The 17702-nt window shown below is 34.5% G+C and carries 15 protein-coding genes; 7 read left to right on the forward strand and 8 right to left on the reverse strand.

Translation table 11 applies throughout. The features are described from left to right. Positions 1-2 precede the first annotated feature (2 nt). On the reverse strand, positions 3-302 hold the full coding sequence (locus tag Q5N69_RS11375; RefSeq protein ID WP_304369042.1) for a VanZ family protein: 300 nt from the start codon (positions 300-302) through the stop codon (positions 3-5). A gap of 425 nt (positions 303-727) precedes the next feature. Here Q5N69_RS11375 and Q5N69_RS11380 point away from each other — a divergent pair, with 425 nt between their 5' ends. Together Q5N69_RS11380 and Q5N69_RS11385 are read left to right on the forward strand one after the other, a co-directional pair. After that, complete coding sequence (locus Q5N69_RS11380) at positions 728-1210, forward strand: YajQ family cyclic di-GMP-binding protein (protein WP_304369043.1); 483 nt, start codon at positions 728-730, stop codon at positions 1208-1210. A 274-nt stretch (positions 1211-1484) separates the two neighbouring features. Beyond that, positions 1485-2831 (forward strand): sodium-dependent transporter, encoded by a 1347-nt coding sequence (locus Q5N69_RS11385; protein ID WP_304369044.1) that lies wholly within the window; start codon positions 1485-1487, stop codon positions 2829-2831. Between the two features lie 104 nt (positions 2832-2935). On the opposite strand, the gene trxA is transcribed toward Q5N69_RS11385, so the two are convergent. Beyond that, a complete protein-coding gene (gene trxA / locus Q5N69_RS11390) occupies positions 2936-3247 on the reverse strand; it encodes a thioredoxin (protein ID WP_304369045.1) in 312 nt (103 codons plus the stop codon). Positions 3248-3404: 157 nt separating this feature from the next. On the opposite strand from trxA, the gene Q5N69_RS11395 reads away from it, so the two are divergent. Further along, positions 3405-4283: a LysR family transcriptional regulator gene (locus Q5N69_RS11395; RefSeq protein ID WP_304369047.1), complete on the forward strand. Its 879-nt coding sequence runs from the start codon at positions 3405-3407 to the stop codon at positions 4281-4283. A gap of 50 nt (positions 4284-4333) precedes the next feature. On the opposite strand, the gene Q5N69_RS11400 is transcribed toward Q5N69_RS11395, so the two are convergent. Together Q5N69_RS11400 and Q5N69_RS11405 are read right to left on the reverse strand one after the other, a co-directional pair. After that, complete coding sequence (locus Q5N69_RS11400) at positions 4334-5080, reverse strand: TIGR01621 family pseudouridine synthase (RefSeq protein WP_304369048.1); 747 nt, start codon at positions 5078-5080, stop codon at positions 4334-4336. 20 nt (positions 5081-5100) lie between these two features. Then, positions 5101-6462: a Na+/H+ antiporter NhaC family protein gene (locus tag Q5N69_RS11405; protein WP_304369049.1), complete on the reverse strand. Its 1362-nt coding sequence runs from the start codon at positions 6460-6462 to the stop codon at positions 5101-5103. Between the two features lie 355 nt (positions 6463-6817). Here Q5N69_RS11405 and gshA point away from each other — a divergent pair, with 355 nt between their 5' ends. Beyond that, entirely contained in the window at positions 6818-8389 is a 1572-nt protein-coding gene (gshA, locus tag Q5N69_RS11410; RefSeq protein ID WP_304369050.1) for a glutamate--cysteine ligase, read from the forward strand. 143 nt (positions 8390-8532) lie between these two features. Here the strand turns inward: gshA and bluB are convergent, their stop codons facing one another. Continuing rightward, on the reverse strand, positions 8533-9186 hold the full coding sequence (gene bluB, locus Q5N69_RS11415; RefSeq protein ID WP_304369051.1) for a 5,6-dimethylbenzimidazole synthase: 654 nt from the start codon (positions 9184-9186) through the stop codon (positions 8533-8535). Positions 9187-9336: 150 nt separating this feature from the next. Between bluB and Q5N69_RS11420 the strand changes: the two genes are divergently transcribed. Next, positions 9337-9942: a hypothetical protein gene (locus Q5N69_RS11420; RefSeq protein WP_304369079.1), complete on the forward strand. Its 606-nt coding sequence runs from the start codon at positions 9337-9339 to the stop codon at positions 9940-9942. An 863-nt stretch (positions 9943-10805) separates the two neighbouring features. Here Q5N69_RS11420 and Q5N69_RS11425 read toward each other — a convergent pair. Beyond that, the gene (locus Q5N69_RS11425) at positions 10806-12101 is read right to left on the reverse strand and encodes an HlyC/CorC family transporter (protein WP_304369052.1); all 1296 of its coding nucleotides are present in this window, start codon (positions 12099-12101) and stop codon (positions 10806-10808) included. 92 nt (positions 12102-12193) lie between these two features. After that, the gene (locus Q5N69_RS11430) at positions 12194-12994 is read right to left on the reverse strand and encodes an inner membrane protein YpjD (RefSeq protein ID WP_304369053.1); all 801 of its coding nucleotides are present in this window, start codon (positions 12992-12994) and stop codon (positions 12194-12196) included. A gap of 578 nt (positions 12995-13572) precedes the next feature. On the opposite strand from Q5N69_RS11430, the gene ffh reads away from it, so the two are divergent. Continuing rightward, positions 13573-14958, forward strand: a complete 1386-nt coding sequence (ffh, locus tag Q5N69_RS11435) for a signal recognition particle protein (protein WP_304369054.1) — start codon at positions 13573-13575, stop codon at positions 14956-14958. Between the two features lie 286 nt (positions 14959-15244). After that, positions 15245-16294 (forward strand): TIGR04552 family protein, encoded by a 1050-nt coding sequence (locus Q5N69_RS11440; RefSeq protein WP_304369055.1) that lies wholly within the window; start codon positions 15245-15247, stop codon positions 16292-16294. A 105-nt stretch (positions 16295-16399) separates the two neighbouring features. Here Q5N69_RS11440 and Q5N69_RS11445 read toward each other — a convergent pair whose 3' ends face one another. Continuing rightward, positions 16400-17689, reverse strand: a complete 1290-nt coding sequence (locus Q5N69_RS11445) for an ammonium transporter (protein ID WP_304369056.1) — start codon at positions 17687-17689, stop codon at positions 16400-16402. Positions 17690-17702: the final 13 nt, after the last annotated feature.

The following is a 17702-nucleotide window of genomic DNA, read 5'->3' on the forward strand; positions in this document are numbered from 1 at the left end:
TGTTACTGCTTACTTTCACTAAACTTTATCCACACATATTTAACTGTTACAAATAGGGCAATACCTAAAATATCAGCAACAAAATCTCTAAATTCGCCATTTCTAAAGCCTAGATAATGTTGACCAACTTCAGTAAGAGCTGCATAAAAAGTTAAACACATAGCTAAGTTAAACAAAGGTTGCTTCAACAGAGCGCTTAGTAGCCAAGTTAAAAAGAAAAAGCCAAGAAAGTGGCCAATGGAATCTAATTTAGGTAATTGAAGTGTTAATTCATTTGTACTGTAAAGCCAGACTAACGCCATCACAGAAATTACTATAACAAGTAAACTAAATAAGTAATGGCGAAGTATCATAAAAGGTATCATTAATAATGAGCTAGAGTCATTATATTAACATGATGTTTTAGCACGAAGAAACCATTCAATCGGTTAGCCCCAATCCATAAGGTAATTAATATGTTTCATCAAAATTAGCAGCCTTTATCGTCTCAATTTTATCATCCTAATATGGTCTATGTTGATCTTTGAGGAAGAAACTTAAACTGAATTCAAAGGGGAGTAGGTGTTTAACATAATTCGCTTTGGATAGACTGGCTGTTGTTTACCTTGTTGAAATGCTGAACATATTACCGTGAAAGTAATCTCGAAAGTTGAACAGATCCTATTGGTTATCAGGTATGAGGCTGTTATTATTTACATATCGTAATTTGTTAAAAAAGAGAAAAACTATGCCATCAATGGATATTGTTTCTGAAATTAATATGGAAGAAGTACTTAACGCCACGAATAACACTAAAAAAGAATTGGAAACTCGATTTGATTTTAGAGGTATTGACGCAAGTATTGAATGGAAAAAGCCAACAGTTATTATTAAAGCTGAAGCAGAAATGCAATTACAGCAGTTAGTTACTATGTTTAGATCTCAACTTTCGAAACGTAATATTGATGCAAAAGCATTATCAGTTTCTAAAGCTGAATTCTCGGGTAAAACTGTTAACCAAACTCTTTCTTTCCAAGAAGGTATTGAACAACCTATGGCTAAAAAGGTTGTTAAGTTAATTAAAGACAGCAAATTAAAAGTACAAGCCGCTATTCAAGGCGAGCAAGTGCGTGTAACAGGTAAGAAACGTGATGATTTGCAAGCTGTAATGCAACTTATCCGTGAAGCTGACTTAGATCAAACATTCCAATTTAATAACTTTAGAGATTAGTTTACATCGTTTTGAAATAAACACTCTTTGAGTTAATTGATATAAACCTTTTCATTTTTATTTAAAAAAGAGATGAAAAGGTTTTTTTATGTCTTGAATTTAATCTTAGTTATTTCGATGTGTTTATCTGTCAACCTACTCGTATGTAAATGTTTACACTGAAAATTGACTGATATTCAATCAAAACACGGGTTTATTAAATTATTGCTGTTGTTTTGTGAATACATTAAGTAAATTACTTCTTCATAATCCTAATAAAAAAAGATCAACATTCATGGCAGGAAGTAGAGGCGGATTTAGTTCGCGACTGGGTTTTATTATGGCGGCTGCAGGATCTGCAGTTGGTTTAGGGAATATTTGGGGGTTTCCAACCCAAACAGCAAGTAATGGTGGCGCAGCTTTTGTACTTATGTATTTAGTACTCGCTTTTTGTTTAGCTTATCCTGCTTTTATGGCTGAAATACTTATTGGTCGATATGGGCAAGCGAACGCAGTTACGGCATTACAAAAAATGTCGAAAAACATTTTTCAAAAGCGCTTTGCTTTTGTGGTTGGCTTTGGTGGTGTTATTTGTGCTGGCCTTATTTTAAGTTTTTACGGTATTGTTGCTGGCTGGATGATTGCTCATACCGCAGAACCCGTTGCTAAGTTGGTGGGAAGTACTGATGTTGCTGACTGGCTTGTCGCTTTTTCTTTCGAACGCAATTTAATCTTCACTGCTTTGTTTGTTAGTTTAACTATTTTTATTATTTCTCGAGGTGTTGAAGAAGGGATTGAAAAATGGTCTAAGCGCTTAATGCCATTAATGCTAACGCTATTACTGATTTTGATTGGTTATGTATTAACTCTAGATGGTGCTAGTGAAGGTTTAGAAGCTTACCTTAATCCTGATTTTTCTCGAATCTTCGAACCAGATTTAGTATTAAGTGCATTGGGGCAAGCCTTTTTCTCTTTGTCTTTAGGTACGAGTGTAATGATCATCTACGGCTCTTATATCTCTAAATCAGAGAATATGGTCAGCTTAGGTGCACAAGTTACGCTTATTGACGTTTCAATCGCATTTTTAGCGGGGTTATTAATTATTCCTGCTATGTATGTTGCTCAAGCGCAAGGCGTTGAAATATTCGCTGCTGACGGCAGTTTGTTATCCGAAGATACTTTAGTATTCACTGTTTTACCTAGCTTATTTGAAAGCATGGGTGGCGTTGGCTTATTTGTTGCTATTGGTTTTTTCGCTTTAATGACGATTGCAGCGCTAACATCATCAATTTCAATGCTTGAAGGTCCTGTTTCTTATGCGGTAGAGCGACATAATATGGAACGTAAAAAAGCCTCTATCTTTATAGGGATAGGCATTTTCTTATTCAGCGTTATTATTATGTCTAACTTCGAAAGTCTATTTGGTTTAGTTATTACATTGTCTACCAAATACGGTCAGCCAATTGTTGCTATGTTATGTTGTGTGTTTGTCGGTTGGATATGGCAACGTAATTCTTTACTTGAAGAAATTAAATCAGGTAACGAATCAGTTGAAGACAGTTTCTTCTGGAAAATATGGCCTGTTTATACAAAGGTTGTATGTCCAACAGCTATCGCTATGGTGTTTTTACATTCACTTTAAGTAATAAGTTTGTAGAATATCAGCTTATAAAAAAGCCCGTAATGTAATATCATTACGGGCTTTTCTGATCTTTACCTACACTAAGTAGGTTGAATAAGTGCTAATTAAGCAACAAATTCTTTTAATTGTGTTAAAGATAATGCGCCAACTTTAGTTGCCGTTAATTCACCATCTTTAAAAAGTAATAATGTAGGAATGCCACGGATACCAAACTTAGTCATTAACTCTTGTGCGTGGTCAGCGTCAATTTTTACAATTTTTAGCGTATCGTTTTCAGAAGCTACTTGATCAAGTAATGGAGCGATCATTTTACAAGGTCCACACCACTCAGCAAAAAAGTCTACTAATACCGCACCTTTGTGTGCCGTTACTTCTTGTTCAAAATCTTCAGCTTTAATTACTGCTACGTTGCTCATATTTATTTCTCTTTAATTTTTAAATGTATGTAATGCTAAGTAGAACAATTTCTAATTCAAATTGGTCTAAATCAACTCGGGGCTATTCTATTTGGTTTTCATTTGACTGAATAGGTGGTTTAATAGGATTTATTGTTCTATATATGAGACAACGGTAATGCTTAACTTAGACGATCTAACTTTCTTTTCTACTATTATTGATGCTGGCTCGTTAACCAAAGCTGCTAAATTGATGGACGTACCTAAATCTAAATTAAGTCGTCGGTTAGCTAATTTGGAAAGTGAGTTAGGCTATCAATTACTTATAAGAACAACAAGAAAACAAGAGCTTACCGCAAGTGGATTACTTTTGTATCGTTCTTGTAAACCCCATTTAGAAGCCTTAAGTGGCATTGAAAATGATATTCATGAACTAAATACTTCACCTAAAGGTCGGTTAAATATTTTGCTACCTAGTGAGTTTTTTAGCCAAGTGATCAGCCAAATTATTACCGATTTTGCAAAAATATACCCTGATATTGTGGTGCACTGTAGCCATTACAGTTCAAAATTACCTGAAGAAAACTATTATTATGATTTGATTTTTATCTTGCATGAAACAGATTTACCTTCATCAAGCTGGGTAGGTAAGCAATTATTAAGTTTTCCTCAATCCATTTATGCTGGCGTTGATTATTCTACTGATCATTTACATACACCTGAAGATATTCAAAATGAGAAGTGTATTACGTCAAACAATAATGAGCAGTGGCTATTTCGTGAACATAATAAGATTCAACTTATTTCTGTAAACGAAAAAGTGATTTTATCAAGCCCACAAATGCGGTTAGAAGCAACTTCACAGCACTTAGGAATTGCCAAGCTGCCTGATTATTTATGTCAGTCTGGTGGACATTTGTTGAATGTTAAAAGGATAAAACTATCAAATGAGCCAGTCGCTTTACAGCTCACTGTATTGTATCAAAGTAGGAGCATTGCGTTTAAAACAAGAATGTTTTTGGAATACTTTCAATCAAATATTGGTAGTTTGAGCTAAGGCTTTGCGGTTGGTTTATTTAAAGGTTAAAAGGTTTAATGTTAGATAAACTAAACTTTTGGCCAAGATAAATCCCAAGGTACACCAATCGACGTTAGTTGCTGAATCAAAGGCTTTGAGAGAAAAAGCGTGCCAGAATCAGGTGCTTGAATATACTGGTAAGCTACACCGTTTAGAGTAAATTGTAAGGCATAAGCATGTAAATAACCTCGGTCTATAGACTTTATGCTTGCATCGTCATGAAGCAAGTTTTCATTCATTGTTCCTCCATACAAAGCATCACCGATAATAGGAGATCCTATACTGCTTAAGGCAACACGAATTTGATGGGTTTTCCCTGAATGTGGTTTTACTAGATAAAGCCTTTTGCCATTTTCGATACTGTACGACATGAACTGGCTTATAGCTGGGTTTGCTTGAGTTCGAAGTAACTTCCATGCACTACGACGACTTTTAGCCATATCGCCTTTAATTAAGCCTTGCTTCTTTTTAGGTTTTTTATCACTTATGGCTAAATAATATTTTTGAATACTGTGTTGTTCAAAGAGTTGTTGAAAAGCTGTAGCTGTTTCACTATTTTTAGCAAATATGAGTAAGCCTGAAGTCATTTTGTCTAAGCGATGAACAGGGTATAACTCGTTAGTTTTAGCTTTTGAATTTGACTGAGCTAATTGGTCTTTTACTGTATTAAAAAAGCCTGCCCCCATGTCACCTTCATCATGAAAGTTGGTGTTTTCAGGCTTATTAACAATGATAAAGTCAGGCTGATCATCAATAATTTCAAATGTTGTTTTCATCGTTATAATCGCCAGTTTTATTAGTAGCTAAGACCAATCAATATATAAGCTACAATAGTCACCGCACCACCAAATAGTGTGTAAGGTAATTGAGTTTTAACATGCTCAATATGGTCACAGCCACTCGCTATGGAAGCTACAATGGTTGTATCAGATATAGGTGAAGCGTGATCTCCAAATACACCGCCACCTAAAACGGCAGCAACCATGAACTCAATAGGTAAACCACTATGTTGGGCAATAGGTACTGCAATAGGGATCAAAATAGCAAAAGTTCCCCATGAAGTTCCAGTCGCAAAAGCCATAACACCAGCAGCAATAAATAAGATAGGAGCCATTAAAAATAATGGGAATTCGTGATTAATTAGTTGGCTAACATAAAGACCAGTACCTAATAATTTTATCGCGCTACCAAAAGCAAAAGACAAAACTAATACACCAACAGCAGGTAACATTTTTTTAGTGCCGGCAAGTATTCCTGTGAAAATTTCTTTAATAGATAAAAGTTTATAGCTGATTATGAATACGATTAAACAGGCTAAAGCTGTGATAATTGCCCAAAATACTGAGAATGAGCCTGAACCTTGGCGTATATCGCCATCACCACTAAACCATAACAAACCTAATGTGGTTGTTAATAATAGTAGTAATGGCAACCACATCACAATTGCCGGTGCTTTTTGGGTAACGAGATCTTCATTAATTTGTGCAGGATCTACAGGTTTAGCTAACTTTAATGGACCATATGCTTTACCTGTAAATGCAGTGTAGTAGGCAAGTACTAACGCAACAATGGCATAAAAGTTATAGCCGATTGTACCAATTAAAATACCTACAGGATCAGTGAAATCATAACCATCTAATAAACCTAAAACATAAGCTCCCCAACCATTAACTAGAAATAGAATACTTACAGGAGCACATGTTGAATCGAGTATATAGGCAAGTCGAGCACGACTAAGTTTATGTTTATCAAAAAGTTGTTGGCTAGCCATACCACCAGTAAACATACTTAGGTTGGTATCTGTGAAAATACTAGTACCGATAATCGTCGGTAACATAGCCGCTTGTCGCTGCGTTTTTACTAAGTTCAGTTTTGAAAGGCTTTCAATAAATCCGTTAACCGCGCCCGATTGATTCATTAAAGTAACTAAAGCACCAATTAATAAACTAAAGGCTACAATATAACTATTACCTGTTGAGCTAAATACATTCAATATGCCTAATGCACTATCGGTTGCACTAGTAATAGGATTGAAGTTATTCACTAAGAAATAGGTGAAAAATAAGCCACACAATAAAGCGGTTAATGCATTTCGTTTCCATACTGCAATCATAATAGCGATTAATGGAGGAAGTAAGCTAAGTGCGCTGTCTTGCATTCTATATATACCTTGGGGATTTTGACGTGACTTTACCGCATAGGCAGTAAATTGCAAATTATACCAATAAAACTAAGCTATTGATCACTTTAGCCTTATTGATTTGAGTGAATAACGTACAAATGTAAAATGTAAATTGTAATTATTCATGATTAAAGCTAACTATTTTAAAATAGCTTGTTAATATATGCACCTAAATAACAGGTTATTAGTGTAGTGATAACATAGTACATTACATTTAATTAAGTTATAGCTGAAATTTATTTAACTATTTAATTGTCTTATAGGATTGAAATAGCATTATTTAGCCATAAATAGATTGATTAACTTCTGCGTAAAACGCATAGGAATTATTTTGAAATTATCTTTGAGTGAGTATCTTTCTGTTTTCAATAAAGAAGAAAACATTTCCTCTTTAACAGGTTTTGGTAGAGGCATAGAGCGCGAAGCTTTACGTGTATTAGCCGAAGGTAAACTGTCTGAAACTCCCCATGCTTATAATATAGGCTCAGCTCTAACTAATCCTTACATTACCACTGATTATTCTGAAACTTTGTTAGAGTTTATTACACCAGTAAACCGAAATCCTGAAGACACTATTGCGCAATTGCAAGACATTCAAAAATTCACTTTAAGCCAAATTGACGATGAGCTTTTATGGCCAATGAGTATGCCGTGTTTTGTTAATGATGCTGATAAAATTCCACTAGCTCAATATGGTTCGTCGAATATAGGCAAAATGAAAACAGTTTACCGCCAAGGTTTGAAAAATCGTTACGGTAGCATGATGCAGGTTATCTCTGGGATTCATTTTAACTTCTCTTTTCCTGAAAATTTCTGGGATGTGTTACAAAGTACACTTAAAGATGAACAACCACGTGATGAATTTATCTCTGCGCGTTACTTTTCAGTATTAAGAAACTACAAACGTTTTTGTTGGTTAATCCCTTATTTATACGGAAGTTCACCAAGTATTTGTAGTTCGTTTTTACAAAACAAGCCGCATCAATTACCTTTTAAAAAATCACCTAAAGGTTATTTGTATTTAGAGCATGCAACGTCTTTAAGAATGAGTGATTTGGGTTATACCAATCATGAGCAGTCTTCATTACATATTTGCTATAACCATATAGATACTTATGTTGAAGGTGTGAAGCATGCAATTAATTTAGCTTCAGAAGAGTTTGAAAAAATAGGTGTTAAAGTTGATGGTAAATACCAACAGCTGAATACTAATGTTTTACAAATAGAAAATGAACTTTACGCACCTATTCGACCTAAAAGAGTCGCTAAGCCTGGAGAAAAACCTACAGAAGCGCTTAAAAGTCGTGGTGTAGAATATATTGAAGTTAGAGCTTTAGATGTTAACCCATTTGTAGATACGGGCGTCAGTTTAGAGCAAGTATACTTTTTAGATATTTTCTTAACCTATTGTGCGCTAACTGAACACGGCATTCTTGACAGTGCTGAACAAAATATCTATGAGAAAAACATGGATGAAATTGTTATTAGAGGTCGTGATCCTGAATTACGTTTAGATGACAAAGGTGAGTCTAAATCTGTTAAACAATGGGGTAATAGTATTTTTGAAGAAATGTTACCTATTGCTAAGATATTAGATAGAGCGAATAACACTGAAAAATATCAAGAAGTTTTGGCTGCAGAGTTAGCGAAGATTAATGATCCTGAACTAACGCCTTCGGCTAAAGTTTTAGATTTATTAGTTAATCAAAATAAGAGTTTAACGCAAGTTGCTTTATCTATGGCTCAGAAGTACAAAGATGATTTATTAGCGCAAGACTATCAAATCTTCAATGAAGAAACTTTTGTTGAAAGTGTTAAGCAATCACACACTGATCAAAAGAACATTGAAGATAGCGATACGTTAAGTTTTGACGACTTTTTAACGAACTACTTTAATCGATAGCATTGAAAATAAGTTTGCGCATTTATTCTTTATAAATGCGCAAATCTGCAAATTAAAGCATAAAAGGTCAAACACGAGAAAGTTACGGTATAAACTTCCTCTACATTAAAACTAGCTTAATACCTCTGTTTTTTAATTATCATCTAACTATTCTGCTCAAAACTATTTCTAAATATTAACTCTTCTTTATTTTTCTGTTGCTGCCAATTTTTAGTTTTCAATTCGGGTTCATCTAAAAACTTATCAACATAACCAACACATAAATAAGCAATAAGCTCATTATCTTCAGGCGCATTAACTGCTACTTTTACCTTTTCAGGATCGACAATACTTACCCAACCCATACCAATATTGAGTGAGCGTGCCATTAACCACATATTCTGAATAGCACAAACCACACTGAACCTTCCCATCTCCGCCATACTTGTTTGACCTAAGGTAGGCTCTTTCGATGGTTTATAGAAAACAGCAATGTTAAGAGGTGCTTCAATAATGCCTTCAAGTTTTAACGCTTGGTAAGATTTTTGTTTTTCGTCTGAAAAAAGTGTTTTAGCTCGTTGATTTTCTTCATTGAAAGACTCAAGCACTTTATTTTTTACTTGTTTATCGTCAATGAGAACAAACTGCCAAGGTTGTGAGTATCCGACAGAAGGGGCTGAAAGAGCAGACACTAAAATTTTATCAATAAGATCATTAGCTATAGGCTTATTAATAAAACGATTACCCCGAACATCACGACGGTATTGCATTATCTCGTTTAAAATGTTGCTTTCATCTATACTAAATTCTTTACTCATGATTTTATAGTTTCGCTTTAGCTGATGATTCTATTAAAAAATCATAAGAAATATATATTGTTGGGTATAATATAATAATTATATAGAGATTATATTGTTTATGTTTATCTGACAGGCTAAACATCATTATTAAAGGTTACTCATTTGTCTATTAAAAAAGTCTTTATCGCTTTGTCGTCGCTTTTATTAGTTTCTTGTTCAACACTTCCTCCGAAGAACCCTGAAAATATTTGTAGTATTTTCGAACAAAACACTGATTGGTATTTTGCTGCTAAAGACGCAAAAGAAAAGTGGGGTGTGCCTATTCATGTTCCTATGAGCATGATGTATCAAGAAAGCTCTTTTAAACATGATGCTACACCACCTATGGACTATTTTTTGGGCTTTATTCCTATTGGTCGTGTAAGTTCTGCTTATGGTTATTCTCAGGCTAAAACGATGACCTGGGAAGATTATATGAGAGAAACGGATAACAGCGGTGCAGATCGAGATGATTTCGATGATGCGATTGATTTTATGGGGTGGTTTATTTATAAATCTCAAAAAATAAACAAAACCTCTAAATGGGATGCATACAATCAATACCTAAATTATCACGAAGGTTGGGGTGGTTTTAAGCGGAAAAGTTATCATAAAAAGAAATGGTTAATGGCTGTAGCTAAAAAAGTTGATAGTCGAGCTAGGCGTTACAGTGCTCAGTTAAAAAAATGTGAAGAATCTTTAGGTAAAGGTTGGTGGTCACGATTATTTTCTTAATTCAGCCAAATTAAAGTGAGATAACGATCAACTAATGCTAGAGGTTTGATCGTAAAAAAGATCCTTAAATATAAAGCCAATATTGTTGAAATATTGGCTTTGTTTATTCTGCACATAAATTACTTACTGGCCGAATATTATTCAATAAATATTGATAAAAGTGTGTCAAATAAATAACAAAAAATAGTGTAAAAAAAACTTCATAAAATTGAAAAAATTGTTTGCAAATTTTGAAGGCAGGATTCTATTGGGCTAGCATTTGTTATCCACAGAAATTGTGGAGAATTCACTTAGTAAAATTAACCTGTGGATAAGTCTGTTATTAAAAAGTTCTATTACTTGTATTATCCACAATAAACAAGCTTTTCTTTAAAAATAAATTACTTAAGTATTCTATTTTGAATGATTTATTTTTATAAATTACAGAAAAAATCAAACAAATATAATCAAAGTAAGGCTGATTAAATCTAATGTTAAGTGATGAATTAGAACAAAAGTTTACATTTATAAAGAGCCGATTTAAGTCCGTATAAATACCATTAAATTAGAGTATAGATTAAGGATCTATTGAGCTAATAAAGGAAGCTTTCAGTTAACTTGGAGTGGATTTAAGATCTTCTTGCCTAAAAGGGGATTTCTCGTCAATTACTAGCCTATTACAAGTAAATTTAACGATGAAGCAAGAAAAAATAACTGCTAGAGAGGAATCATTAAACCGAGCTCAGATTAGTTAGTTTAAAGTTACTACACAAAGAAGGATCTTTGTTATGCAGAATGATTACATAACAAAGAGTAAGGCTTTGGATGATTCATGGATTTTTATATTTGAGCTGAGTGTTTAATTGAAGAATAACTGTAGAGAGCTATTCTTCTTCTTCAGACTTAATATTGTAAAACTGAGGTAAAATACGGACAGTTTTTATCATGTTTTCACTTACATCAATAATCTCAATTGGGTAACCTGAAACACGTACACTCAGGTTCGCTTGAGGGATATCTTCTAAATGTTCAATAATCAAACCATTTAATGTTTTAGGGCCATCTGTGTCGAAGCTCCAAGACATTTCTTTATTGATATCTCTTATATTTGCGCTGCCATCTACAAGATAACTACCATCAGGCTGTAAAGTTACTTCTTCACTAGCTGCAGGTGTCATGGTTGTTGTAAAGTCACCTACAATTTCTTCAAGTATATCTTCAAGAGTAACTAACCCCTGTATATCACCATATTCATCTACAACAAGTCCTAAGCGCTCTTTAGCATGCTGAAACTTTAATAGTTGTACATTAAGCGTTGTTCCTTCTGGGATAAAATATAACTCCCTTACGGCTCTTACAAGTGTGGCTTTAGTAAATTGATTTTTAGATAATAATTTAAGAGCGTCACGCATGTGAATGTAACCAACCACATCATCAATAGAGTCACGATACAAGAGTACTCGAGTGTGATTAGCCTGCGTTAAACGTTTTTGGATAACTTTCCAGTCGTCATTTATATCGATCCCTTGTAATTCACTTCGCGGGATCATTATGTCTTCAACCGTTACTTTTTCTAAATCTAGAATACTTACAAGCATGTTTTGGTCACGCTTTGGTAGCATTGCTCCGGCTTCATTTACAACGGTTTTTAATTCTTCAGAACTTAGCGAGTGTTGCTCTCGTTCTTCATGGCTAACGCCAATTAACTTTAAAAGACCATTAGTGATTAGATTTAACATCACAACAAATGGAAATAATAATCTGAGTAATATATTTAAAATAATAGAACTAGGAAATGCTATTTTTTCTGGATATAAAGCAGCAAGAGTTTTAGGGGTTACTTCTGCAAAAATTAAAATAATAAGTGTTAGTGAAAATGTGGCAACGGCTAATCCTGTAACTTCATCATCAGGAAAAAGCCTTATACCTATGATAGTTGCAACAGAAGATGCTGCAATATTAACAAGGTTATTACCTATTAAGATTAGGCCTATTAATCTATCTGGGCGCGATAATAGTTTACTAACGCGCTTTGCACCTTTATGTTTTTGCTTTTCTAAATGGCGTAATCGATATCTGTTAATAGACATCATGCCTGTTTCAGAACTTGAAAAATATGCAGAGAGAAGAACTAAGACACCTAATGTTATAAATAGTGCCTCTGTTGAGATATTGTCCAAAAAGTGGATCCTATAAAAATTAAAAAATACGAGGTTTTACTTTAATACTTTTTGTTAAAGTATCTGTTTTATCGCCTCGCAGTTATATACGCTTATTGTAATATAAACTCTTTAACAAATCTGCTACCAAAATAAGCTAATGTTAATAAAAATGTCGCTATATTAGTTAAAATAAGCACTTTATGACCACGCCAACCTAGTTTGAAATGTCCCCATAAAATCGTTATATAGACAGCAAGTGCCATTACAGATAAAACAATTTTATGCCCATTTTGTACAGACAGAAAGTTTTCTAAGAAAACAAAGCCTATAAGTAAACTTAAACTTAAGCAAAAAGTTCCCATGGCTAATAAAGTAAACAGCTGACCTTCAACTTGCATCAAAGGTGGTAAGTGATTTACAGCCTGTAAGTTTTTATGTTTAAGTTTGTAGTTTATATAAGACACTTGAAAGGCATATAAAGTTGCAATAACAAGTATACAGTATGCAATTAATGAAAAACTGATATGGCTAACCATACTCAGTTGATCTGTAATTATTTGGTTTTTAGTGTTGTTGGGGATCAAAAATAAAATAAACTGCCAAAAAGCGGCAAAGCTATAAACGACAGGTAATAGCAAGTTCACTTTAAATTTAATTGCTATGGCTGATACGGTAAGCGAAATAATCAGGCTGACCAAGGAAATAACGTTAGGCAAGCTAAAGTTAATGGTATCACTATTAAAAAGCAGCTGAGTAGTACTGACTGAATGTGCAACTATAGCAATACAGCCTAAGCACAATACTAAAATTATATTGGGCCCTTTATCTGTAAAGAGGGTGGTTATCGTGATAAAAGCAGCTAATAAATAACTTATAGATGCCACTATTGATAGAATGTCCGGTAAACTCACAAAGTGCTCCACACTTAATATAGAACTTTAATTTAAATAAGATCATACACATGATGATAGGATCTTTAGATCCTGAAGCTTCGATTCTATCAGATTGATTTTGCTACGCCATAATTAATCATTAAATAGGGGGGAAATTAAATCCATTTTAACTATACAGATTTATTCTTTTTGTCTGATTGTTTTAAATGAAAATATTTTACAAGAAATATTATTTGATTTTCTATCTGAGTTTTTTCTTGTAAAGTTAATTTAAATCAATGCTTTATTGTGTTTTTGTTTTGTTTTTCCTTATGAAGGATTCATTCGTTTTAATTGAACTAAAGTGTTTTGAATGAGCATTTTTTTATTTAAGATAATTGAAATAAAAACATAGAATTTTACAGTTTTAATGATTCATTTTTTGTTTTAAGGTGTTGTGGCCTTTCATATCAATATTCAACTGAGTTTATGTAAGTAACTTGACCATAAAAAATGCTCGATTTGTGTTCTGTAAAGGATTGCCTAAGCTAGCATCTTGAAGTGGTTTGGGTATAATACAAAGTAATTTGTGATATTCGTAATATATAGAGCTCTCCATGTTTGAAAATCTTTCCGATAGATTAACTAAATCACTAAAAAATATCAGTGGTCGCGGTCGTTTAACAGACGACAACATTAAAGATACCTTGCGTGAAGTTCGCATGGCATTACTTGAAGCCGATGTTGCACTTCCTGTTATTAAAGAATTTATTAATAAAGTAAAAGAACGAGCTGTAGGGCAAGATGTATCTAAAAGCCTAACGCCCGGCCAAGTATTTGTAAAAATTGTTCAATCTGAACTTGAACAAGCCATGGGTGAAGTAAATGAAGGACTCGACCTAAAGGCGGTTCCTCCTGCGGTTGTACTAATGGCTGGTTTACAAGGTGCGGGTAAAACAACTTCTGTTGCCAAATTAGCTAAGTTTTTAACAGAGCGTGAAAAGAAAAAAGTACTTGTAGTAAGTGCTGATGTTTATCGTCCTGCTGCTATTAAACAACTTGAAACTTTAGCTACTGAAATTAACGTAGAATTCTTCCCGAGTGATATTTCTCAAAAGCCTATTGATATAGGTAATGCAGCAATAGCCCATGCAAAACTTAACTTCTTTGATGTAGTTATTGTAGATACCGCTGGTCGCTTACATGTTGACGAAAGCATGATGGCAGAAATTCAAGCACTTCATGCAGCTATTAACCCAGTAGAAACATTATTTACGGTTGATGCTATGACCGGGCAAGATGCAGCAAACACTGCAAAAGCCTTTGGTGATGCTTTACCATTAACCGGTGTTATTTTAACAAAAACTGATGGTGATGCGCGCGGTGGTGCTGCTTTATCTATTCGTCATATTACCGGTAAACCAATTAAATTTATGGGTGTTGGTGAAAAAACTGATGCCTTAGAACCTTTCCATCCTGACCGTATTGCCTCACGTATATTAGGCATGGGCGATGTTTTATCACTGATTGAAGAAGTAGAGCAAAAGGTTGATAGAAAACAAGCTGAAAAACTTGCTAAAAAAGTTAAGTCGGGTAAAGGATTCGATTTAGAAGACTTTCGCGATCAACTTAAGCAAATGCAAAATATGGGTGGCATGATGGGCTTGATGGATAAATTACCGGGAATGGGTAATATGTCTGAGCAAGTAAAAGGTCAAATGGATGACAAAATCACTATTCGTATGGAAGCTATGATTAATTCAATGACACCAGGTGAACGCCAACGTCCAGAAATTATTAAAGGCTCTCGTAAGCGTCGTATTGCGTTAGGTTCTGGTACACAGATACAAGATGTGAATAAATTACTTAAACAATTCACTCAAATGCAAAAAATGATGAAAAAAATGTCAGGCAAAGGTGGCATGCAAAAAATGATGCGTAGCATGAAAGGTATGATGCCTCCTGGCGGTGGCGGTATGGGTGGAATGTTCGGCGGTAGATAATTGCAGCTCTGAACTCATATAAAAAAGGTAGCGAAAGCTACCTTTTTGCTTTCTAAATATTGAAACCTAATTAACCTCAGACTGAAATATGCAAAGTTACTCAATAAGCTATTTTTAAGCCTAACATCGTTGCCTACATCCATTTAGGCAACGATGGCTGGTAGTTAAATATCAATGTTAGGCATAATCGCTTATCTCGGATTTAGGTTACTTAGCTAATTACTCAGTTTTGAACTATTCTTTTTAAATAATTTTTATTTAACTTTTGTCATTTGAGAGGGGATTAATGCATATAAATCCTTGGCGTAGTGCCTCTGTTAGAGCTGCTTTGAATGGTTTATCTTTTATTGATGAAAAACGTATTCATATTCATAGCTTGCAAGAAGCTCATGATTTTATAGAAAGTTATGGCTTTGACCTTGATGATGCGGCCGATGTGGATGAATTAGAGGATTTACGTCAAGAGGCGATTAAACTTATCCAAGAGGAGTTACTAACAAAGGATGAAGTTATTCCTGATGTACTATTAAAGCAGAAAGACATCAGACAATATTTGGTGAATGCTTCAGGTCATGGTGACAGATGTTTAGCGCCGTGGAGTGCTGCCATTTTACGTATTATTCATACGTTATCCCATAGCCATTCTTACTTAAATGACTTGTATCATTTACCTATTAGAGAGCAAATATTTAATCGTTTTAATAAGCATATTGTACGTAATAAACACGGTTGTTTTTTAGGGGATATTAAACTTGATGCGCTTAACTTCAGAGAAGCTAAATCTCGTCGTTCCGTGGCTTTAAAATTACTTCATAAAGTTGAAAATGTTGCAGCAGATATATTTGATTGGATAGGTATACGTTTTATTACTGAACACAAAGCTGATGTTTTAGATGTACTCACTTATTTGCGACAAAAACATATTATTACCTATGCTAATCTAAAGCCTTCACGCTCAAGAAATAATTTAATTGATTTAGCTTGGATTGATAAATGTTTAGCAAAAGGCATGTCGACTGATGAAATACGTATTGCTATGCAAACAACTCACTTGCCATCATCGGAGTTGTCTTCTCGAAATAATCAGGCCGAAAATGCATCTAATCCTTTTAGTGGTATTAATTATAAATCGGTTCAAATTACTTGCAGGCATCGTATTAAAATAAAACACGATAATGGTGAGAAAATGTCGTTCTTTTTTCCATTCGAGATACAACTAATGGATCGTAAAAGTTATAGAAATACCAGAGAAGGGCTCGCCTCTCATAGTGAATATAAAAAACGCCAAAAAGAAGCCATAAGACGCAGAGTACTGCCGTTTTTGTCTTTTAATTAAGTATCCTCTATTTAGGCTAATAAATGTCACAACATTCAATAAAAAGAAAAAGGCATAACGGTTAACGCTATGCCTTTTGGGTAATAATATTAATGTTTGTGAGAGTTAAAGGTTATAACCAGACTCGTCATGATCAACTAAGTCTAACCCGCTCTCTTCACCTTCCTCATCAACACGTAAACCGTTAGTCATCAAACCAACTAATTTAAGTAATACATAAGTGACTACGGCTGTGTAAATAAGTGTTGAAACGATACCAACAGTTTGAACATAAACTTGTTCGCCCATTGTGTTAATACCATCGGCAAAACCAAAACCACTGAATACACCTAAACTTGTTGCTGACAAAATACCCGCTAAGAATGTACCTAAAATACCACCGACACCATGCACAGGGAAAACATCTAAAGAGTCATCTATACGAAGCTTTTGTTTGATAAATACTGTTGAATAATAACAAACAATACCTGCTGAAATACCTATAATTAATGCACCTCCAGGTCCAACAAAGCCTGATGCTGGCGTAATAGTACCTAAACCCGCTACCATACCTGTAACAGCACCAATAACACTCGCTTTACCGAATTTTCTCCATTCAATAAAAGCCCAAGTTAATGTACCTGCAGCGGCAGAGATATGAGTTACTAACATCGCCATTGAAGCATCACCGTTAGCTGCTAGTGCACTACCACCGTTAAAACCAAACCAGCCTACCCATAACATACCAGCACCTGTTACTGTCATGGTTAAGTTATGTGGTAATAATGGAGCTGTACCAAAACCTCTACGTGGACCTAAAACCATAGCAGCAACTAAGGCAGCTGTACCTGCTGTAATATGTACAACAATACCACCTGCAAAATCATATACGCCCATTTCACTTAGCCAGCCACCGCCCCATACCCAATGAGTAACAGGTGTGTAAACAGCTAATAGCCATAAACCACTAAAAATAAGTACTGCGGAAAATTTCATGCGTTCAGCGAACCCACCTATAATGAGCGCTGGAGTTATTACTGCAAAAGTCATTTGAAATAACATAAATAAACTTTCAGGAATATCACCAGAGAGAGTTTCTTTCGTTATGCCTACCATGAATACTTTACTGAAATCACCAATAAAGCCATTGCCTTCACCAAACGCAAGACTATAGCCAACAACTAGCCATAATATTGAAGATAAAGAACCAATTGCAAAACATTGCATAAGAATGGATAAAACATTTTTTTTACGAACGAGTCCGCCATAAAATAGTGCAAGACCCGGAAGCGTCATAAAAAGAACAAGGGCGGTGGAAGTTAATATCCACGCTGTGTTTGAACCACTAAGTTCGCCTTCACTAGCAAAAGCTAAAGAAGGTAAACAGAGAAAAATTAAAGCAAGTAATTTACGCATAGATTTGTTCCTA

It is taken from the genome of Pseudocolwellia sp. AS88, from assembly GCF_030551755.1.
In the GTDB taxonomy this organism is placed as follows: Bacteria; Pseudomonadota; Gammaproteobacteria; order Enterobacterales; family Alteromonadaceae; genus Pseudocolwellia.